This window comes from Streptomyces sp. NBC_01017 (assembly GCF_045162795.1).
GTDB classification, from domain to species: domain Bacteria; phylum Actinomycetota; class Actinomycetes; order Streptomycetales; family Streptomycetaceae; genus Streptomyces; species Streptomyces machairae.
The window spans coordinates 10572487-10592336 of sequence record NZ_CP108683.1 but is presented as its reverse complement, the minus strand read 5'-3'; the positions used below and the strand labels follow the sequence as shown (position 1 = coordinate 10592336).

Genomic DNA, 19850 nt, shown 5'->3' with positions numbered 1-19850 from the left:
AGGAGGGGCTTGAGGGCAGCTGACCCGCGACTGACTGCGACTTGCGGTCAACGCTGCGAACTGCGACGTGGCTGCTGCTGGTTGTCAGCGCTGATCGTCGTTGAGCACTCTTGCACGGCCCGGAGACGGCCCCGGGTGAACCGGTGCTGTCTTCGGGCCGTCCGGGCTCGGATCCTCATCTTCATCTCGGGTTCTGCGAGCTGTACAGGTCCAACAGCTGCTCGCGGAGGTCGCGCTCCTCTTCAGTCGGGTGTTCTCCGCCCGTCAGAGCCTCAACCCGCCTCCGCGCAACGCCGCGTGGGAGGTACGCTGCCCTCGAAGGGGCTGGCGCGGATGCGAAGGTCAGCATCGAGGTGCAGCCCAACGGGCGGGCCAAGCTCAACGTGGACGGGCTCGGAGCGCTCGGGGTACCCAAGTCGCTGGCCTGCTGCGGCGCCGGGTGGAGAAGATGCTCCCGAAGATCGACCTTCCGGACCTGCTGTTCGGGGTGCACTCCTGGACCGGGTTCCTGGACGCCTTCGTACACCTGGGCGACGGCAAGACCCGCATGAAGGACCTCACCACCTCGGTCGTCGCCTGCTGGTGAGCGAGGCGTGCAACATCGGTATGACCCCGGTGGTCAACCCCGGCCACGAGGCGCTGACCCGCTCCCGGCTGGTCCACGTCGACCAGTACTACCTGCGCGCCGACACCATCGCCACGGCCAACGCCGCCCTGATCGAGGCCCAGGCGAAGGTGCCGATCGTGGCGCACTGGGGCAACGGGCTGCTCGCCTCCGTCGACGGCCTGCGCTTCGTCGTCCCGGTGAAGTCCATCAGCACCGCCCCGAATCCGAAGCACTTCGGCTTCAAGCGCGGCATCACCTGGCTGAACGCCGTAAACGACCAGGTCTTCGGGATCGGGCAGATGGTGGTCCCGGGCACTCCCCGCGACTCCCTGCACATCCTGGACGCCCTGCTGAACCTCGACGGCGGGGTGAAGCCGGAGATGGTCGCCACCGACAACACCTCGTATTTAGTTACATGGACACCTTGCCTCTCGTTGAGGGGCAAGGGCGGCCGTCCGAGCCGTTGTGGCAGACGGAGGAGCCGCGCGAGAAGGCACTGGAGCGCACGCTCGCGCTGCCGTTCACAGCGGACACGGACACCAACCAGCGCACACGCCGCCGCGGTCTGATCAAGCTGCTCGACTGGCTGGAGGACCAGCCCGGCCGCACCTGGCAGGAACGCTGGACGGCCAGCGGAGCCGAGGAAGCCGGCCGGGAATGGCCGCGGGTGCCGATGCAGTGGCTCGCCGAGCACCAGCGAGCACGCAAGTACGACCGAGCCGATCTGTGCTGCGGCATGATCCCGCTGCTGGGCGGACAAGTCGCACGCCCCGCCTACCGGTGGCTGCTGCGGCAGCGCCCTTCCCAACTGCTGGCGCACATCCGCAGCGTCACCGATCCCGACGGCTTCGCGGCGCTCAAGGACCAGTTCACGGCCACCGGCCACGCGGGGGCCAACGACTGCAACAACGCGCTCAACCGCGTCACCTGGATCGTGACCTGCAAAGACGGCACCATCCGCGACGTCACCATCGGCGACTGCGTCGAACTGCAGCACGCCATCGGCGAGCACCAGACCAACGGCTACCACGGCAAGCACCTCTTCTATCAACTCCTGGCAGGACTCGGCGTCTTCGGGCCCCGAGGCCCCCGCCCGGCTGAAGACCGTGATGCTGCCCGGACAGTTAGCACCGGCGGCCCTGGTCGACCGGCTGGGCATCGCCTGCACCCCGATACGCGACCTCCTGGTCGACTACCTCACCGAGCGCGCGGTGGACGTCGACTACACCACGCTCGAGGACATGGCCCGCTCGTTGGCCGGACTGTTCTGGCGTGACCTGGAGAAACACCACCCCGGCATCGACTCTTTGCGGCTGGACGCCGACACCGTCACCGCCTGGAAGGAGCGCGTCGGCATGGTCCGTGACCGTCACGGCGTCCCCGTCCGGCCGCGTGTCGGCGTACACCATCTTCAGCTGGGTCCGGGCGTTCTACCAGGATCTCGCCCGCTGGGCTGCCGAAGAACCGGCCCGGTGGGGCCCGTGGGTCGCTCCCTGTCCGGTCCGCGACAGCGACACCGACCACAGCAAGAACCGCGCCCGCCGCAAAGCCGCTATGGACCAGCGCACCCGCACAGCGGCGCCACCGCGACGAGGTCCAAGCCCTGCGGCAGGCCCTCGAAGCCGCCCAGAGCGAGAACCTCGAACTGCGACGCAGCCTCGGCCCCCGACACACCACCCGCCCTGAGAGCCCCTACTCCTGACGCCCTCACACATCGATGGCCCTGCGGGCATGGCTCACAAACTGCTGCCGTTTATTCGACGCATGGCCGAGGTAACTCCTGATGCGATTCGACTGGTTCGCGTCAATCGCATCGCCGCTCTCCCGTCCAAGGATTCTCGCCTGAATCGCTGCCACACAAGCCGACAGCGACTGTCGCAACTCGCCAGCCATCCGGGCCAATTCCTCCGGACCTTCAAGCTCGACTGCGGTCTGGGTATCCGCCAGGTCCGCTCGAAGCAATCTGCGGGTCTCTTCGAGAAGGTGACGCAGTCCATCGAGATCATGACCTGGCCTGGCCAGCTCAGCCTCGATACCCCGCAGGGCCTCATGAACCTCGTCGGCCTTGCCCGTGAAGGCGGCATAGGCATCACGGCGGAGCTGACGACGCCAGTGACGATGCTCAGCTCGAACCTGCCGCTGCCCCGCTATCCCAGCAATAGTTGCAGCCAGGGTTGTCCCCATCACTCCCACCCCAGCTCCTAGAACCGCTGCCGTTCCAGCATCCATGCGAAGAGTGTGCCAGCGAGGCTCCCTGAGCGTTTGTCACCTTCAAAGTCGCGATCAGGGACAGTCACTTGCAGATGCGTCCGCAAGTGCTCTAGCTGCGCGAATACCAGCCGTTCACCCCCTTTGCCCCAGATACCCTCTTGACGACGAAGTACATTGACGCCGCGGTCGCCCAGCTGCGTGCTGAGGGCCACGAGATCAGCGATGAGGATGTCACCCGCCTGTCCCCGCTGAAGTTCAAGAACCTCAATGTCCTGGGCCGCTACAGCTTCACCCCCTCCACCCCGCGCGAGGGCCTGCGCCCGCTGCGTGACCCGGACGCCCTCGAGCTCGACGAGGACGACGACGGCAGTGGGGACGAGTGGACGCCTCCGGAAGCCGGATCGGCCCCGGTGCTGTCCCACGGGGGGAGGGCAGCACCGGGGCCGACGGTTGAATCACCCTAGCCGGATTGCTCACCGGTCTTGGGAGAGTTTGTACAGCTCAGCAAAGATTCCGCCCGCGTCCAGGAGCGCCTCGAACGTGTCGGACTCCGCGACGCGCCCCTGATCGAGGACGATGATGCGGTCCGCGATCCGGGCGTTCTCCAGGTTGTGCGTGACGAACACGGCGGCCTTGCCCACGGCGAGCTCCTTGAACCGGCGGATCACCAGGTGCTCGGCGCGCGGGTCCATCGCGGACGTCGGCTCGTCCAGCATCAGCATCGCGGCATCCCTGTAGAACGCTCGCGCGACCGCGATGCGCTGCCACTGCCCGCCGGACAGGTCGGTGCCGCCCCAGTTCGAGCTGGCGACCAGGGTGTCGAGCCCGTACGGGACCTTGGCGATGACGCTGTCCGCGCCAGCCGCCTTCGCCGCGTCCAGCAGCAGGGCGTCGTCGGCGGTGCGGGGCTGGCCGAGGTGGATGTTGGCGCGCAGGTCCATCGGCCAGCGGGTGTAGTCCTGCGGCACCAGGCCGACGCGGGACCACACGCTGTGCGGGTCGGCCCCGGCGAGGTCGGTGCCGTCCCAGGTCACCGTGCCGCCGCCGTTCGCCACGCGCAACCCGGTCAGCAGGGCGGACAGCGTGGTCTTGCCGCTGCCGTTCTCCCCGACCAGCGCGATCAACTCGCCCCGCCGCAGGGTCAGAGAGACGCCGTCGACCGCCGGGGCGTCGGCGCCGGGATAGGCGTACGTGACGTCCTTCGCCTCGATCACGGCAGGCGCCCCGGCCGGGATCACCTCGGTGCCACGTACGGCGCGCAGGGCCTTCGCCCGGCGCAGAAACACCTGCCAGTCGTCCAGATACAGCGACGTACGGAACAGTCGGGCGGCGGCCATGACCAGCGAGGTCAAGGCGCCGGTGGAGGTGCGCACCGCGATGAAGGCAGTCGCCGCGATGGCCAGGTCCATCCGACCAGTGGCCGCCAGCCAGCCGAGCGTGACCCAAGTCGTGCCGAGCATCAGCCCGCTGACGGCCGAGCCGAGCAGCGTGACCCGCAGGACCCTCGGTGCTGCCGCACGGTGGGTGGCCTTGATCCGGTCGGTGATCTGGCGGTACCAGGACTGAAGGAAGCCGGCCATGGTGGTGGCGCGGACCTCGGCGGCGGTGCGACGGTCGGTGGAGTAGTACCGCAGCAGGTAGCGCAGGTGGTTGTCCGAGATGTTCTGGTAGTCCGCCCGGTGCTGAATCCTCGCGGTGGTGATCGCCGCCGCGCCCTTGGGCACCACGGCCAGCACCAGAAGAGGCAGAAGCAGAGGGTGCAGGACCGTCAGAACCGAGGCCGCGGCGACGAGCTGGGCGAGCGCGGAGACCAGGGCCTGAGCGTCGCCGATCAGGTTCTCCGTCGCCTCGGCGCCCTTTCCAGCGGCCTGGAGCCGGTCGGTGAAGCCGGGCCGGTCGTACGCCTCCAGCTCCACCTCCGGGGCAGCAGCCAGGATCTGGAGGTCCGCCTCGGTCGCGACCTCCGGCGACAGGCGGGCAGAGGCGTACACGGCGAGCGCGTCGGCCCCGGCCCGTACGCCGGTTGCCACGGCGACCACGATCAGCGCGGGGGTGGCCGCGCTCACCCGGTCGGCGACCTGGCCGCCGGCGAAGAGGTGGTTCATCGCGCCGGGCAGCGCTCCGAGCGCGACGGCCGAGGAGACTGCGACGACCAGCTGGCACAGACCGAGCCAGAGCATCGCCGCTCTGTCGGCGGCCCAGCCGAGGCGGGCCGCGGCGGCGAGCGTACGGGGCAGCCGGGCGGCCATCCGCCACCAGGAGGCGTTCGCGATGTCCTCGAAGTGCGGGTCGCTCTGGTAGCCGACCTGCTGCGGGGAGCCGGAGGATTTCGGGGCGGGCGAGGACTGTGTCACCCGCCCCATCCTGGTGCGTCCGCCGGGACGGCCGGAGCCTTTTGAGCCGAACTCGCCTGCGTGGTGGACGCTGCGTCTACAGGGCCCGCAGAGCCAGCTCGACGGCTGTGATCAGGAACAGCCCGGTGCGGTACGGCGCCGCCTCATCGGGGCCGAGGGCCGCCCGCTCGACGGTCTCCGAGAGCACGGCCGCATCAAGGAATCCCTGCTCGACCAGGTGCAGGTCCTTGCCCCAGCCGCGGAGCAGGCCGCTGCTGTACTCGTGCACGGCCCGGTTCATCAGGTGACCGAAGTTCTCCCGCATCACCGGGTGCACGACGGCGTCGGGGAGGCCACGGGCGGCGAAGCGTTCGGTCAGCAGCTTCTTGTCGCGCTTCCACTCCAGTGGGAGGCGCTGGCCGAAGCGGACCAGGTCGGGGTCGGTGAACGGGGCGAGGGTCCACAGGCCCCGGCGCGCAAGGAGCGGGGTGGCGACCTCCAGGGCGACCAGCGCGGTCTCCGGCGCCACGGTGGCTGGGGAGATCCCGGTGTTCACCTCGCCGAGCAGGTCGCGGACCCGTTCGCCGCACCAGGCCGGCGCCTCCGGCGTACGGACGGGGCCGCCGTCGGGGCGGCGGACGCGGGCGACTTCGTCGCCGCCGAACCCGGCCACCACCGTGGTGATGCCGCGCGCCATCAACGCCTGGGCGAGCGCGTCGGCGGCCTCCAGGTGCGGCTCGTCCAGCGGACTGATCGCCTCGGGGCAGGCCCGGCGCAGCCCGCCCGGGGCGAGCGGCGGGTGGTCGGTCGCGGGCACCGTGATGTCCGGGGCGAAGCCGGTGTGGTCGATGACCATGCGGCGCCGCGCGATCTGCTGCGGCCCCGCCTCGCCGCCGATCAGCAGCGCGCACGGCGTGATCAGGCCCGGGTGCGCGAGCGCGAGGGAGACGGCGAGGTTGGTGGAGTCCTTCCCGCCCGACAGCTGCGCCGCGGTCTGTGCCGCGGTGAGGGGGCGGCGGGCGTAGATGTGGTCGACGAGCGCCTCGAACGCTCCCACCAGAGCCGGGCCGTCGGTGCCCTCGACGAGTGCGGAGGACTGGGCGTGCTCGGCCGCGGCCGGGTAGACCAAGCGCAGGCCCTCGGCGTCCGCGTACGCCGACGAGCGTTCGGACAGCCGCTTGATGCTGGTGAACAACGTGTCGTGCCCGTAGCGGGGATGCCCGGTCACCAGCCGCATCACCTCCCAGCCGTCCCGGGGCCTGGTGGGCGGACAGGTCCATCAGCTGCCACGACCCGGCCAGCCGCCCGTTCTCGTACGCGAGGTAGAGCGGGCACACCCCGCCAAGCCCGGTCTCCAGCCGCAGCCCGTCCGGGCCCGCCTCGACCCATACGGACTGGAGCGGCCACTGGCGGCACTCCTCTATGGCGCGGGCGTACACCGCGGCGTCGACCCGCACCGGCGCCATGGACCGCAGCAGGGAGGCACGGCCGGCAGCCCGCTCGCGTACCACCATCAGCGTGGTGGTGCCGTCGGTGACCGCCCGCGCCTCCAGCGCCAGATTGGCCAGCGGGCGGATGCGGTCCTCTCCCCGTACCCAGCAGCCTTCGCCCTGCTCACACCACTGCCACGGCCCCGAGGCCGTCCGCAGATCGACCGTGCATGTCAGCATCCCCTGACTCCCTTCGTTCCTCCGGTGGGCAAGCGACGGGGCCCGCGCGGCTCTCGGCCGAGCGCGGGCCCCGGTGGTGCTCGTGGTGCCGGTGGATCAGTCCTCGAACCGACCCTGGTCCGAGCTCTCCTGCGGCTTCTCCTCAAAGCGCGCGGTGTCACTGGGTACGGCGGTGATCTCCGGCCCGGCGAACACGGACTCCCACGGACGCGTCTGGTCCTTCATCACGGTCCCCTTCCACTCGACCCATCCCGTTGACGGAACGTCATCGGGCTTCGTCAATCAGTGAACTGGGCAAGGGAGTTGGCGGGTAGCGTACGGAGCACGCGGAGCCGTATATCGGGTATACGAGGGCGGGGACCCCATGACCCAGCGCACGGCGAACCACCAGCTCAAGAAGCTGATCGACGAATCCGGCCTGCCGTACGACGGCGTCGCGCGCGCCGTGAAGGCCGTCGCGTCGGAGAGCGGCCAGCGGCTGGGGACCAACAAGTCGGCCGTCCACCACTGGACACTCGGCGCCGTGCCGGAGGGGGCGACCCCCGGATACCTGGCCGAGGCGCTCTCCCGGCGCCTGGGCCGCCGGATCACCCGCGAAGACCTCGGACTCGGTTCCCCCATCGGCGGCGAGGATGAAAGCATCGGGCTGACGCTGGACTTCGACCCCATCGAGACGCTGACCGCCATCGGGAGCGCAGACGTGAACCGACGCCGTTTCCTTGCCGCCTCCGCCTTCTCCATGGCTGCCTCCGTCCTCCCGCTGGAGTCTGTCCAGGAAGCCGCCGCCCGCACCCGCACCGTCAGCGGCGGCGCGCTCGCCGGGCACGCCGACGTCACGGCCGTGCGCGACATGGTGAAGCTCTTCATGGACATGGATGAGCGCCACGGCGGCCAGCACGGCCGCTCGGCGTTCGTGCAATACCTGATCACCGACGTCCGCGACCTCTGCCGGGCCCGCTTCAGCAGCGAGGAAGCCCGCGCCGAGGCGCTGTCCGTCGCCTCCGCCGCGGCCCACCTCTGTGGGTGGAAGGCGTACGACAGCGGTGAGCAGGGCCTCGCCCAGCGGTACTACATGCAGTCGCTGGGGCTCGCCCGGGAGTCCGGAATCCCAGGTCAGGACGGGTTCGTGATGCGAACCATGTCGCAGCAGGGCATGAAGCTGCACCGGCCCGAGCACTGCCTGGCCCTGGCCGAGACCGGCTGGGCCAGGGCCAAGGGACGGGTGGACTCGCAGGTCGAGGCGCTGTTCGCCGTCACCCACGCGCACGCGCTCGCCAAGACCGGCCAGCGTCAGGCCGCGCTTGCCGACGTCGACCGCGCCCACGCCGCGCTCGCGGCCGGAGCGGCGACCGGGGACGAGGTGCCGTTCTGGGCGCTGGTCTGGGGGCCGCCCGCAGCCACCGTCCACTCCCGTACGGCGAAGGTGTTCGAGACGCTCGGCGACCGCGGCAACTCTGCACGGAGCTACGCGACCGCCGCCGCGAGCCGGCCCGGGGCAACGTACGCACGGATCATCGCGCTCGACCTCGTCGCCCAGGCCGAGCAGCAGGCCAAGCAGGGCGGCATCGAGCAGGCGTGCGCCACCTGGGACCGGGCCATCGACGCCATGGCCGGGGTGAAGTCCACCCGCACCCTCAAAGCGGTCCGCTCGCTGCGCGGGGACCTGCGCCCGTACCGCTCGCGCGGCGTGCCGTGCGCCGCCGAGCTCGACGAGCGCGCCCGCCTCTTCCTCGCCTCCCGCCCCAACTGACCGCCGCGCGGTGCCGCGCTGTAGCGTCAGCCGGACTGATCTCCGGGGCGGGAGGACAAATCCGTGACGGGCCCGCTCCGGTCTACCTCCGCCGACGCCGGGTCCTCTTCCTCGTACGTACCGAAGGGGCCCGGCTCCCCGGCGGGCACTCCGAGCATCGGGGCACCGCCCTTGGTCCGGTAGTAGCTGGCAAACATCGCACCACCGTACGACGCCCGTCGGGCGCGGATGGCCGGTCCGCCTTCATGCAGCCTGATGCGATGTCAGTGGCCCGCGCCACACTGGGCTCCTCGCTGATGAAGCAGGGGGCCGATGGCGTTCAGGGCTGTACACGCGCAGTGGGGGACCGTCTTCGCGCATCTGCCCGATCTCGGCTGCGGACGCGTCTGGGATGCGGTGTGGAAGGTGCGCCCGTCCGCGCCGCTGACGTGCGACGAGTGCGGAACACGCGATGTACGCGAAGACCTCCCGCGCGGGGTTACGGTTCTTCGCCCACGCCCCGGGCACCCCCACTTGCGCACTCGCCCTGGAGTCCGTCGCCCACCACCTGCTCAAGCTGGAACTGGCGAACGCCGCACGCGACGCTGGCGCGCACGCCGAACTCGAAGTACGCAGGCCCGACGGCCGATGGCGGGCCGACGTGCTGGCTACCGACCCCCTCACGGAGCATCGCCTTCCTCGTCGGACAGTCCGTGGTCTTCTCGACCGAGGCCGTCATGCGCGGCCGCGGCGACATCCTCCACGGACGGCCCGCCCTCGTGATCGGCTTCGGCAAGCTCGGCTCCTCCATCGCCCGGCTCCTGCAGGCCAAAGGAGTGCAGGTCACCGTCTTCGACATCGACCCCGTCCGCCGCACTCAGGCCCTGTCCCAGGGCTTCACCGTCGCCCGCGACCGCGAGACCGCCCTGACCGGCGCCAGCCTGGTGCTCTGCGCGACCGGCGCGATTCCCTGCGCGGCGAGGACTTCTCCCACCTGCGCAACGGCGCCTACGTCGCCACCGTCACCTCCAGCGAGGACGAACTCGACCTCGCCGAACTCCCCGACGTCTACACCCGCACGATCGTCGGCGACCACGTCACCCGCTACCGGACTACCGGCCACTGCTTCTATCTGGCGAACGACGGCAACGCCGTCAACTTCATCCACGGCGCCAGCGCTGGGCCGTTCATCTTCCTGATCCAGGCCGAGATCCTCGCCGCGATCAGGATGCTCACCCGCGAAGACCTCGCCCCCGGCATCCATGAGGTCCCCGCACCCGACCGTGAAGCCATCGCGGCGACCTGGCTCTCCTACTTCAACAGGTGATCAACATGCCCGTCACGGCCAACCACATCCGCACCACCCTCACCGCCTACCTCGACCAGCACCCCGAGGACAAACGCGAGATCGACGTCATCCGCGGCCTCCTCGACGACAGCGACGACCTCACCAGCCGCAAAACGTCCCCCGGACACGCCACCGCCGGGGCGATCCTCGTCGGCCCCGACGGCCGCATCCTGCACATCCACCACAACGTCACAAAGCTGTGGTTGCTGCCAGGAGGCCACCTGGAGCCCTCCGACGAGACGCTCCTGCAGGCCGCCGGTCGCGAACTCACCGAGGAGACTGGCATCCCGCCCCACGTCGTCACCCCACTCGGCGAGGTCCCGCTGCACGTCGATGTCCACCCCATCGACGCCAACCCGGCCAAGGACGAGCCCGCCCACCAGCACTTCGACTTCCGATTCCTCTTCCGCACCACCGCCGACATCGGCGAACTGCAGACCGAAGGAGTCTCCGACGCCGCCTGGCGCACCATCGACGAGATCACCGACCCGAAGCTCCGCGACCGCATTGCCACAGCCCTCCTAGACGCCGACAGCGACGCCGTGATGAACGGCCAGCTCCCACTCACCGAACCCTGGCCAACCGCAGATTGGTGACAGACCGACAGGTCTGCAGGGACTCAGGGGCTGAAGGGACAGAACTTCAGCCATCACACTGCGATCCGCGACCGCATCGACGGCCGACAGCCGCATTCAGAGGTGTCGGCCGTCGTCGTCCATCCAAAAGCCGGATTGTCAGTGGTGCGGGGGACCCTGATCCCATGAGCGCACCTTCGTCCCGCACCACGGCCTTCGAGCAGCAGATTCCCGACCGTCTGTCCGTCGTCGGGCCCGGCTGGCGTCCTGGGATGCACCCGCTTCCACGGGGATCCACATGGCACCTGGATCAGAACGCTTTGCGATCACTGCCGACGTGACCCTGCCAGATGCGGGTGACTCACAAGCCGGTCTCGAAAGTTGTCAGCGCCAAGTCCTGGATGGGCACACAACCCTCGGCAGACAGCGCCTTGCTTCTGTCTCATGAGACAGCCTGAGCGCGAAGAAAGGTTCCAGACGTTGTCGAAGGACTTCTGGATGTCGAGGTCGATCACCCAGTGCTGTCGAACGTGCCGGCCGCATCCCGCGGCACCTTCACCCCGACTGGGCCGACGTCGGTGAGCACGGTCTTCGTCCGGGTGCCGTTGCGGCTGTTGCCGCTGCCCGTCGCGTCGGGCTTGTCGCAGCCGACGTGGCCGGTGATCTCGCCCTCCGGGGCGGACTCCGGGACCCGCTTGGTCGGCTGCTGCAGCCCGCCCTCCCCGGTCAGCTGCGGCCCATCACTGCGGGCTCGGCCGACCGGCATCGCGACCAATTGGTCTCGCTCATCAGGGAAGCGTCTCCTTGATCACCGGATCCGCCGATGATTAGACACTCCCTCCCATCGCCCGTCAGTGGCCGAGCTGAAAGGGCTCAGTGCGTGAACGCCTTGTCAGATGAGGCCCTCGCGCAGTGCGTAGGCCACTGCTTGCGAGCGGTTCTTGAGTTGGAATCGGCTGGTGATGTCGTGCAGGACGTTCTTGACGGTGCGTTCGGAGTAGCACAGCTGGGCGGCGATCTCTCGCGTGTCGTAGCCGTCTGCGACGAGGCGCAGGATGCGCGTCTCGCGGTCGGACAGGCCGTTCAGGTGAAGGTCCATGGGGGTCAGAACCTGGCGTTGCAGGCGTCCGACCTGCAGCAGCAGACGTCCTAGCAGGTCGGGTGGCAGGACTCCTTCTCCCGCGGCGGCGCTCACGATGAGTTGTGCCAGGCGCGGTGCGGTGGCCTCCGAGCGGCGGACGACGGCACATACTCCGATCTCGATCACGGACATCAGACCGCTCTCGTCGAGTGTGCCGATGACCAGGACGATGCGCCGGCAGCCTTTGCGGCTCAGGCTGCGCAGGGTGCGCATGGTGGCCTCGTCCAGGCCCTCGGCCGCCTCGATGACGACCGCGTTGTCATCGATGTGTTCCTCGTCGACCAGGAGCACTTCAGGGCGGCTCTTGAGTGTGGCTTCCAAGCCTGCTTCGGATATGGGGTCCTCAGCGTGTACGTAGACTGGGATGCGCGTGGGCATGGATCGGTCGACCTCCCCGGAGGCGGGTAGTGCGGAGCCCTGCCGTTGGATGGTCGGGATGGCGCCAGGTGTTCTGGGCTGTCCTTCTCCGGCGGGGACCCGATGGATACCTGAACGGTTCGCTGAGCCGCAGTGGTGTGCCGGAGAAAGTTCCGGTAGTCCGCGATGTGCATAGCCTGCGCGACGTGTGCCCACCGGCACCCCAGGGGGCTGCCCTAGTGGTCCTTCCTAGGGACATGGGATGCGGTGGTGTCGTGCGCGGGTGCGATGTCCTGCCGGGCATCCACGCGGTCCTGGACGGTACGGCGCGGTCGGTGCGATACCGGCGGGCGGTTGTGGCGGCGCAGCATGCACAATCCCCCGCCCCAGAGTGCGCAGGACCGCCGACAGGTAGAGCAACGTTTGGGCTGCCGTGAGCGGGGAGGCAGGCAGTGGCTGAGGGCGGGGGGTCGGCGGCAGCTGCCCGGGCGGAGTGGCCGGGGCGGGGCCGGCTGTCCATCCTGTGGGGCTGAGGGCCCCGTCCGTCCAGCCCAGCAGTGGGGCGGGCAGGGCGGCGCTGGTCGTGTGCTGCGGCAGGTAGGCGGGAGGTGCCGGCAGGGGCAGGCCTGCAACGGCCGAGGACAGCCAGGCGGCCGGCAGCACGGGGCCCGGCCCGAGCTGGTCATAGATGAAGTCGTAGCGGTAGGGCACGAATCCGCGGGAGGCGTAGTGGGCGTAGGCGGCGTTGCGTGTGTAGCGCGCCGTCTGTCCGGGACGAGGCTGCTCGTAGAGGCTGAAGCGCTGGTGGGAGACCTCGTCCCAGCCTGCGAAGATCACCGTGTGGGGGGAGGAGAGAAGGATGTCTCCGGGTTGCAGGTCGGTGGCTGGGATGGGGTGGGCGACGGTGCCCAGGTTGCCGGTCCAGTAGTTGGCCCTCTGGTCCAGGCGCCAGGCCATGGACACATAGCCCGAGCAGTCCTGCCGGTAGGTGCCCAGTGTGTTCGTCCACCACGAGGTCTGGCTGTAGGGGACGCCCTCGATGACCCATTGCGCGGCGCGCTGGATGACTTCGGCACGGCTGATCAGGCCCAGGGGTGTGACCGGATACGAGGCAGGCGCGGGCGCCTGGGGCACGGGCCCGCCCTCGGGAGCCGGTTGCGGAGGTGGGGACGACATGGAGGGTGGAGGGGCGGCCGCCGACGGCTCCGCAGAGGTGGGGACAGCCGCCGGCGGCGGGGTGGGCTTGCGCGCCGGAGGGGTGGACTGGGGGGTGGCCGAGCCCGGCGACGGCGCGGGCGGCGGTGAGCTGTTGGCTGATACCGGGAGCGGCACAGAGGTCGAGGCGGCACCGCCCGTCGTGCCGGCGGCGGACCGGTTGCTCGGCAGGCCGGCTGCGGACGGAACCGCCCCGAGTGCAGGTGCCGCCACCAGCAGGACGGCGATCGCCGCAAGGAGCGCGCCCATCAGGCTCAGTGGGTTCGGGCACTGGAGTGCGCAGGGCATGCGGCGCCCTCTCATGGCAGGGAGGGCGTGGTGTCGGGGCTTGTGCCGGACAGCGGACCAGGGCGTTGACGCTTCGATCGCCCGTGTGCGCGGGACCGGCGCCAGACAGCGGATCCCACTGGCCACTCCTCTTGGTCGAGACGTTTTCCCGCACCCACGATGCCGCCCTCCTTCTTCCGCAAAGCGCAAGTACAGGGCCTGGGCAGAAAGGAACTGTCCCTCTCCATGCTGGGAATAGCGAGAAGTGGTGTAAACGCTTTTCGGGCAACTGTCAGGGTACGGAGAGGGGGGCGGGCGGCTTCCCGGAACGACGGGGCGGCAGGAGCCGGCGGAAAGGGTATGACGGGTGCGGCGGGAACGTGGCCGCGTTACCCGTGAAGCCGGTGGGCTGTGTGGGCGCCGGCCGGACCGCTTTTGGCGGGGATATGTCTGCCAGGCGGCGGGTTCCTCTTTCGGCCGCAGGTTGTTATTTGCTCCGCGGGTGCCGACACCTCGGCCCTTTCGGGCAGCGCTCACGGCCCTTCCTGCGGCATCCCCGCTCCTGCACGCGGGCCGACGCTCCTCCTAGCGTGGCTGATACCCCCCTCCCCGGGGGCCGTCCACGCCTGTCCGGTCCCCTCCCAGGTCGGGCGCTGGACGGCCCCGGGCGGGCTGCCGGCGGCAACTGTTTTGCGCGGTCGCCGCCGGCACCTGCCCCTTTTCGTCGGCTCCTCGTGGCGCTCAGCCCGCCATCTGGCCTCAGGACTGCACATGACCCTTGCCTCTTCCCCTCAGCCGACCCGCCATGGCCGGCAGCGGCTGTCTGCCGCATGGCTGGGAACACGCACGGCGGCAGCCATGATGGTTGTTGCTCTGAGCGCTGCTACGGCGGGCTGTGCCGATCTGTCTTCGCCCGGGACCACCGATGCTCCGGTTCCGGGGCAGTCTGTTCAGGCATCAGCGATGAAGGCGTCGGTGCCCCTGCGCGTCGAGATCCCCGATGCGAAGATCAGCAGCCGCATCATCTCGCTGGGCCTCAACAAGGACCGCACGGTCGCTGTGCCTCCGATCCAGAAGAACGACCCGGTCGGCTGGTACAAGAATTCGCCCACTCCCGGCGAAACGGGCCCCTCTGTGCTTCTCGGCCATGTCACTGTCGGGCGGTACGGCAAAGGGGTCTTCTCCCGGCTGGAAGCCGTCGACAAGGGCGATTCCATTCTGGTCACGCGCAAGGATAAAAGTACGGCACGGTTCACCGTGGACCGCGTCAAGAAATATCCGAGGAATAAATTTCCAACGGATCAAGTCTATGCGAACACGGCCACGCCGCAGCTGCGGGTCATTACCTGTGCCGGCAGCCTCAATTCACGAACCGGCCAGTACAAGGAAAACCTCATCGTCTTCGCCAGCCTCGCATCCGGCTGAGGCGAGGCCGGGGCCTTAACGTCGCCCCTCTGCGCTGCCCTGTCCGGCCCGCCCGGGGCGAGCGTCGGACAGCAGGACCGAGGCCGGATCCGGCAGCAGCGATGCACCGCCGGCTCGACGGCCCCGCAGCACCCCCGGGCAGCTCGCGTCGCCGCAAGGCGGCTTGGAGGCGTCTGGCCGCACCTGCGCCTTTCCGGCCGCAGGCAGCGGGCGGTGTTCAGCCTGTCGCTGCGGGCTGGTCCACGCGGCAGACCGTGTGGTGGAGATCGCCGTCGGCGTCGGCGTAGCCGTACTCACCCGAATACACGACCAACTCGGCCGCGCCTTGTGCGGTGTCGGCGGGATGGTGGCGGAAGACAGCGGCGGTGGCTTCCGGGTCACGCCAGTATCCCTGGGCGATGGTCGGCCCGCGGTGTACGAACTGGCCGCGGGTGCCCGGCGGGCAGGGCCGTCCGTTCTCGTCCACGACCAGGACGTCGCTGTTGGGGACGGGCCGGCCGATGGAGCGGGGCTTGGTGTCGATCAGAGGATGCTGCAGGCATGTTGTGTGCAGTGTCTCGGGGTGACCGTACAGGGCGAAGACCTCCACCTTGGGATGGGCGGATCTCATCGCCTTGAGCGCGGCCGGCGGCAGACCTTTCCCGGAGTGGGTGAGGTAGCGCAGACGGGGATAGGCCTCGCGCAGGAACGGGGAGCGGCTGCCGGTCAGGGCCGGCCAGAAGGAGGGCAGCAGGGCAAGTCCGGTGACCTCGGCGGTTTTGAGGAGATGGCACAGGCTTGAGGCGGAAGTGAAGCGGGGGATGACGACGGCGGCGCCGGCGGCGAAGGTGGCGAGCACCTGGTTCAGACCGTAGTGGCTGCTCCACGCAGGCAATGTCAGGACGCGGTCGCGTCCCGTCAGGCGCAGGCAGTCACACAGCGTGAACGCGCCGGCCAGGAGGTTGTCATGGCTGAGCATGACGCCCTTGAGGGGGTCTTCGGTGCCGGAGGGGTAGACAAGTGCTGCCAGGTCGTGGCCGATGACGCGCTGCACTGCCCTCAGCGGCGGTCCCGCAGCCGCATCCGCGGTGACTATGGATCTGCCGCCGGCAGAGTAGCGGCGCACGAGCGCGCGGCGGTGGCGGGAGGTGACCGCGAGGACGGCTTGGGCGTGCTCGATGATGCCTCCGACCCGGGGCGCGGGAAGCTGTTCGTGGATGAGGACCGGGATCAGACCAGCCATGTGGGCGCCGAAGAACAGGGCCAGGCTGCGGGTCTCCGGTGGCAGGACGAGCGCCACCCGATCGCCCGGGCGGGCTCGTCCGGCCAGGAAGCCGGCACATCTGCGGGCGAGCACGGCGAGTTCGCTGTAGGTGAGGGCCTGGTCGTCCTCGACGACAGCCAGAGCCCACGGGTTCTTGCGAGCTGCCTGCAACAGGAGATCGGGGACGACGTACTGCACCACACACCTCCCTGCGGTCAGAAATGAGAGCCGGGCGGCCCGGCCGCTCTGCGGTGCACCTCGGTACACCGATGAGGAAAGACTGGCGCGTGAAGTGACCGAGCGTGGTGCCCGAAGAGGTGGACCATCAGGCGCCGACGAGTGATGAGTTGGCCTGCCCAGCTGCGCCCACCGCGCGAAGTCCTCTGTCAACTCCTCAGCCACGGCACGGATGCGCCGGCTCTGCAGCCCGTCGCCAAGGAGGCCCAAGCAGACCTCGGGCAGCGGTCTTTACGGCCTGCGCTCGTAGGCGACCAGGGTATCGACATGGCAGAAGCCATGGGCCTGCAGGAAGCTGTCCATCGCGGCATTGTCGTGGTCGATGTACACCGCTACACGGCGCGCATCGCGGGTAATCGCCAGGTCGACGCATTCGCGCAGCAGGCGGCTTCCCATGCCGCGGCGGCGGTGGCCCGGGCTGACACTGAGCTGCCACAGCAGGGCTGTGTCATCCGGGCAGGCAAGGACGACGGCGGAGGCTGCCGTGCCTGCACCATGCCGTATGCGCAGCCGCCAGCCGTGCGGGCTGCGCACCCGGGTGACGTCGGTGGGCGGCTCATCGGGCAGGCGGGCGGGTCGCCCAGGGAGGAGGAGGTCGTCCAAAAGGAGATAGCGCTGGCGGGCGTACGGCACGAAGCGGGCGCCCATGAGCAGGTCTGCGAGCCGGTGGTGGTGCCCGACGGGCAGTCCCGGCACCAGCGCCAGGGCGCAGATCGCGGGCTCGCTGAAGGCATACAGGCGCCGCGGGCCCAGTGTCTGGCAGGCGTGGGAGAGCAGGGCCGATATGACGCCGGGGTCGTCGTCCTGGGCGTGCAGCCAGTGGATCAGCCCGCTGCCGTCGAAGGCCCGCTGCGACAGCGCCACGGCCCCGACGACAGCGCCGGACGGGTCCACGCCGGCGCACATCTCAAAGTGTCCTGGGGCAGCCAGGTGCTGTGCCGATGCAGCTGTCAGAGCAGGTTCCCCGGGCAGCCGCGCACGGTTGATCAACTCCCGCAGTGCAGGAAGGTCAGCGCTGTCGCCGGGGCGAATGGCCGGGAGGGCGGGCATGGCAGTGCGGTGCTGGGCCATTCATATCTCTCACAGGGTCGTGCGGCAGGGGCAGCGGCCGACAGCCGCACGCCTTCGACTGTGCCCCTCCCCCGGGACCTGCTGCCCCAGGGGAAGCCCCTAAGGAAATGGTTATGGGGCCACGTGTGGGCGGGGAGGGATCCGTCGCGGGACAAGCCCCGGTGGCATGCCGTACAGGAGACGGAAGCGATGTTTGCCCCTTCGTCTCCCCCAAAAGGAAGTGCTGACCAAAGACTCAAGCGTTAACCTCGGCGTTGCAGCCAGCACTTAAATGGAGGGCCTTGAGATGGAAAACTCTGAAGAAGAGTATGTTGACATGTACGGCTCCTCCGATAACGAGGACTACAATAACGAGAATTGGTACGCTACACCCGAGGCGGCGCCGACGCAGACCATTCCCAGCCGATATCAGCGCCTGGGTGAAGCAAATGCACTACTGAGTCAATTCACGGTTTCTGTTCTGTGCTTGGATAACAGTGGAAATAATCCGCAGACCTTCGGGCCGTTCACCATTGAAGAGTTCCTGGCACAGTTCGATATCGTCGGCGGCCAAATCCGGAACCGGCTCGCCGAAGGCTTTGCGAAGTGCATCGAGTCACGCGAGTGGAATTTTTATCTGTCGGAGACAGATAAGGTGGTGGTCACGCCGGACTGGGCACAGAAACACATGCAGATTGCAATAAACAGGGGTTACACAAAGGACAGCACCGACGAAGTAACCATCGCTCTTGACGTGTGGACAGCCATGAAGCTTCCTCCGGATCCGTCGGATGCCGGTCATCCAGATCTCTACGGAACAGGTTTTCATCCGGAATGGCCGGATGGAACCGAGTCGGATACCGACTGAACCTCTTTCATCCTGTGCTGCAGGGTGAAATGGGCTGTGGTGGTGACGTGGCAGAGCCCCTCGTCGTTGGCGTGGTGACTCCACTTGAGCCTCTTTCAACCTGTCACTGAGGGGTGAAAGGGCAGGTCGGGTGGGTCGTTGGTGACATGGCCGAGCCCCTTGTCGTTGGCGGTGCTGATCTCACTCGACACCGGCGCCAAGGGGATGCTCTGTTGGTTCCGTACCCTTCCATGCTCGACGTACCCGATGCTCGACCAACCGCATCGGCAGAGTGGTCGCAGCAGTCCACACCCTCCTCACCTGCGAATACGCAGGATGAAAGGTTCAATAACCCTCAAGATCGAGGTTAAAGATCAATAGGCGGATGGCCGCACATTGCTAAGCAGAACCTCTACGGAGATATCTACCGGCCGCTGGCACTGGATCACCGTTCAAGGAAGGTGAATTCCTTTTCCCACCGGCGGGTGATCTCGTCGGGGGTGTACCGACGGATATTGTCGCGCGCGGCGTCACCCAGTCGGTTACGCAGCTCGGCGTTGGACATCAATGCATCCAGGCATCGGGACAGTTCGTGGGTGTTGCCGGTCTGGGCGAGCAGCCCGTCCTCGCCGTGGCGGATGATTTCGTGGACTCCGGGGGCGCAATCGAACGCGGCGCAGGGCACGCCCGCGGCCATGGCTTCCGTCAACGCCAGTGGGAATCCTTCGCCTCGCGACGATCGCACGAAGACGGAAGCGCCGCGCAGTGCGCTGTAGATGTCGTGAGTGCGGCCGCACCACTCGATGCTGTCGTCGAGTCCCAGCATGGTGCACTGAGCTTTCAGCTCTGCCTTGTCCTCTCCGTCGCCGTAAATCTTGAGTCGCCAGTTGGGGTGATGTGGCGCTGTCGCCGCCCAGGTGTCCAGGAGCATGTCAATGCCCTTCTGGTCAGTGAGTCGCCCCGCCGACACGACTACCGGTTGGGTGCGTGGGGAGGGCTCGCTGGGGAAGGAGAGCAAGGCGTTTGGCATGAAGGACGCGTTGTTCATGCCGTCCCGGATCCAGCGGTCGGCATCCTCTCTGGTGAGGAGGTAGAGCCGGTCGACGTCGGCGAAGTGGCGTTTGACTCGGCCGTAGCGGGTCGAGGCGCGGGAGTAGGCGTAGGACTCAAGGCTCATGCCGATGACCGTCATCCCGTGTGTGTCGGCGAGGGCGACCCATTCCATGGCCCACACCTGGGTGACGATGATGACACCGCCGGGAAGGGCGTCGGCGAAGAGTTTTGTGAGCCGAGAGGCGTGCTTGCGCATGTCTGCCTCGTGGGCCCGCACCCGGTATGTGTGGACAGGGTCGAGTCGACCGCGCGTGCCGTGCCGCTTCGTTCTCTTGCGTGGGGCCGTGTCGTACAGGGTGGTGATGGGGTAGGTGGGTTGGCCTCCGAGGTTTTGCGGCACTTCGGCCATGGTGATACCGATGACGTGGACATGGTGACCGCGTTCGGTGAAGAGCCGAGCCATCTGGTGCGTCCAGGTGGTCGCACCGCCGAGTTCGTCGACGCTGTTGCTCACAAGAAAGATGTCCCGTGGTTCGGCCATC

15 protein-coding genes and 4 pseudogenes are annotated in these 19850 nt (G+C 68.5%); 9 read left to right on the top strand and 10 right to left on the bottom strand.

The features are described from left to right. Window positions 1–314: 314 nt before the first annotated feature. The 4 genes and pseudogenes from OG331_RS48530 to OG331_RS48515 form a co-directional block, all read left to right on the top strand. Window positions 315–1014, top strand: a pseudogene (locus OG331_RS48530) (Tn3 family transposase); the annotation flags it as partial. Between the two features lie 56 nt (window positions 1015–1070). Further along, complete coding sequence (locus tag OG331_RS48525; RefSeq protein WP_406191562.1) at window positions 1071–1883, top strand: DNA integrase/recombinase; 813 nt, start codon at window positions 1071–1073, stop codon at window positions 1881–1883. A gap of 455 nt (window positions 1884–2338) precedes the next feature. After that, window positions 2339–2812 (top strand): hypothetical protein, encoded by a 474-nt coding sequence (locus OG331_RS48520; RefSeq protein ID WP_406191564.1) that lies wholly within the window; start codon window positions 2339–2341, stop codon window positions 2810–2812. A gap of 161 nt (window positions 2813–2973) precedes the next feature. Next, window positions 2974–3189, top strand: a pseudogene (locus tag OG331_RS48515) (Tn3 family transposase); the annotation flags it as partial. Between the two features lie 102 nt (window positions 3190–3291). Here the strand turns inward: OG331_RS48515 and OG331_RS48510 are convergent. The 3 genes from OG331_RS48510 to OG331_RS48500 form a co-directional block, all read right to left on the bottom strand. Further along, window positions 3292–5181 (bottom strand): ATP-binding cassette domain-containing protein, encoded by a 1890-nt coding sequence (locus OG331_RS48510; RefSeq protein ID WP_406209495.1) that lies wholly within the window; start codon window positions 5179–5181, stop codon window positions 3292–3294. A 67-nt stretch (window positions 5182–5248) separates the two neighbouring features. Further along, entirely contained in the window at window positions 5249–6379 is a 1131-nt protein-coding gene (locus OG331_RS48505) for an asparagine synthase-related protein (RefSeq protein WP_406191568.1), read from the bottom strand. A 538-nt stretch (window positions 6380–6917) separates the two neighbouring features. Next, window positions 6918–7046, bottom strand: a complete 129-nt coding sequence (locus OG331_RS48500) for a hypothetical protein (protein ID WP_328689944.1) — start codon at window positions 7044–7046, stop codon at window positions 6918–6920. Window positions 7047–7185: 139 nt separating this feature from the next. Between OG331_RS48500 and OG331_RS48495 the strand changes: the two genes are divergently transcribed. After that, window positions 7186–8571: a hypothetical protein gene (locus OG331_RS48495; protein WP_406191570.1), complete on the top strand. Its 1386-nt coding sequence runs from the start codon at window positions 7186–7188 to the stop codon at window positions 8569–8571. A 26-nt stretch (window positions 8572–8597) separates the two neighbouring features. Here OG331_RS48495 and OG331_RS48490 read toward each other — a convergent pair whose 3' ends face one another. After that, a complete protein-coding gene (locus tag OG331_RS48490) occupies window positions 8598–8768 on the bottom strand; it encodes a hypothetical protein (RefSeq protein WP_406191572.1) in 171 nt (56 codons plus the stop codon). A gap of 477 nt (window positions 8769–9245) precedes the next feature. On the opposite strand from OG331_RS48490, the pseudogene OG331_RS48485 reads away from it, so the two are divergent. Both OG331_RS48485 and OG331_RS48480 read left to right on the top strand, forming a co-directional pair. After that, window positions 9246–9877 (top strand): annotated as a pseudogene (locus OG331_RS48485) (adenosylhomocysteinase); the annotation flags it as partial. A 5-nt stretch (window positions 9878–9882) separates the two neighbouring features. Then, on the top strand, window positions 9883–10494 hold the full coding sequence (locus OG331_RS48480) for an NUDIX hydrolase (protein ID WP_406191574.1): 612 nt from the start codon (window positions 9883–9885) through the stop codon (window positions 10492–10494). 502 nt (window positions 10495–10996) lie between these two features. Here the strand turns inward: OG331_RS48480 and OG331_RS48475 are convergent. From OG331_RS48475 to OG331_RS48465, 3 genes and pseudogenes are all read right to left on the bottom strand, one after another. Further along, a pseudogene (locus tag OG331_RS48475) lies at window positions 10997–11239 on the bottom strand (transposase); the annotation flags it as partial. Window positions 11240–11365: 126 nt separating this feature from the next. Further along, window positions 11366–11935, bottom strand: a complete 570-nt coding sequence (locus OG331_RS48470) for a response regulator transcription factor (RefSeq protein ID WP_406191576.1) — start codon at window positions 11933–11935, stop codon at window positions 11366–11368. 285 nt (window positions 11936–12220) lie between these two features. After that, window positions 12221–13435, bottom strand: a complete 1215-nt coding sequence (locus tag OG331_RS48465; RefSeq protein ID WP_406191578.1) for a hypothetical protein — start codon at window positions 13433–13435, stop codon at window positions 12221–12223. A gap of 789 nt (window positions 13436–14224) precedes the next feature. Between OG331_RS48465 and OG331_RS48460 the strand changes: the two genes are divergently transcribed. Next, window positions 14225–14878: a class F sortase gene (locus tag OG331_RS48460; RefSeq protein WP_406191580.1), complete on the top strand. Its 654-nt coding sequence runs from the start codon at window positions 14225–14227 to the stop codon at window positions 14876–14878. Between the two features lie 217 nt (window positions 14879–15095). Here the strand turns inward: OG331_RS48460 and OG331_RS48455 are convergent, their stop codons facing one another. Together OG331_RS48455 and OG331_RS48450 are read right to left on the bottom strand one after the other, a co-directional pair. Further along, window positions 15096–16319 (bottom strand): AMP-binding protein, encoded by a 1224-nt coding sequence (locus OG331_RS48455; protein ID WP_406191582.1) that lies wholly within the window; start codon window positions 16317–16319, stop codon window positions 15096–15098. Window positions 16320–16589: 270 nt separating this feature from the next. Continuing rightward, window positions 16590–17264 carry a GNAT family N-acetyltransferase gene (locus OG331_RS48450; RefSeq protein ID WP_406191584.1) on the bottom strand — a complete coding sequence of 225 codons (675 nt, stop codon included), beginning with the start codon at window positions 17262–17264 and terminating at the stop codon, window positions 16590–16592. 451 nt (window positions 17265–17715) lie between these two features. Between OG331_RS48450 and OG331_RS48445 the strand changes: the two genes are divergently transcribed. Next, complete coding sequence (locus OG331_RS48445) at window positions 17716–18276, top strand: hypothetical protein (RefSeq protein WP_406191586.1); 561 nt, start codon at window positions 17716–17718, stop codon at window positions 18274–18276. A gap of 424 nt (window positions 18277–18700) precedes the next feature. Here the strand turns inward: OG331_RS48445 and OG331_RS48440 are convergent, their stop codons facing one another. Beyond that, a complete protein-coding gene (locus OG331_RS48440; protein ID WP_406191588.1) occupies window positions 18701–19849 on the bottom strand; it encodes a glycosyltransferase in 1149 nt (382 codons plus the stop codon). Window position 19850: the final 1 nt, after the last annotated feature.

Bases quoted from the DNA above. Each gene is read 5' to 3' on its own strand.
- OG331_RS48495 (WP_406191570.1), top strand. From the start codon at position 7,186: ATGACCCAGCGCACGGCGAACCACCAGCTCAAGAAGCTGATCGACGAA.
- OG331_RS48490 (WP_406191572.1), bottom strand. From the start codon at position 8,768: ATGTTTGCCAGCTACTACCGGACCAAGGGCGGTGCCCCGATGCTCGGA.
- OG331_RS48460 (WP_406191580.1), top strand. From the start codon at position 14,225: ATGACCCTTGCCTCTTCCCCTCAGCCGACCCGCCATGGCCGGCAGCGG.
- OG331_RS48465 (WP_406191578.1), bottom strand. From the start codon at position 13,435: ATGGGCGCGCTCCTTGCGGCGATCGCCGTCCTGCTGGTGGCGGCACCT.
- OG331_RS48500 (WP_328689944.1), bottom strand. From the start codon at position 7,046: ATGAAGGACCAGACGCGTCCGTGGGAGTCCGTGTTCGCCGGGCCGGAG.
- OG331_RS48445 (WP_406191586.1), top strand. From the start codon at position 17,716: ATGGAAAACTCTGAAGAAGAGTATGTTGACATGTACGGCTCCTCCGAT.
- OG331_RS48480 (WP_406191574.1), top strand. From the start codon at position 9,883: ATGCCCGTCACGGCCAACCACATCCGCACCACCCTCACCGCCTACCTC.
- OG331_RS48440 (WP_406191588.1), bottom strand. From the start codon at position 19,849: ATGGCCGAACCACGGGACATCTTTCTTGTGAGCAACAGCGTCGACGAA.
- OG331_RS48510 (WP_406209495.1), bottom strand. From the start codon at position 5,181: ATGGGGCGGGTGACACAGTCCTCGCCCGCCCCGAAATCCTCCGGCTCC.
- OG331_RS48450 (WP_406191584.1), bottom strand. From the start codon at position 17,264: ATGTGCGCCGGCGTGGACCCGTCCGGCGCTGTCGTCGGGGCCGTGGCG.
- OG331_RS48520 (WP_406191564.1), top strand. From the start codon at position 2,339: ATGGCTCACAAACTGCTGCCGTTTATTCGACGCATGGCCGAGGTAACT.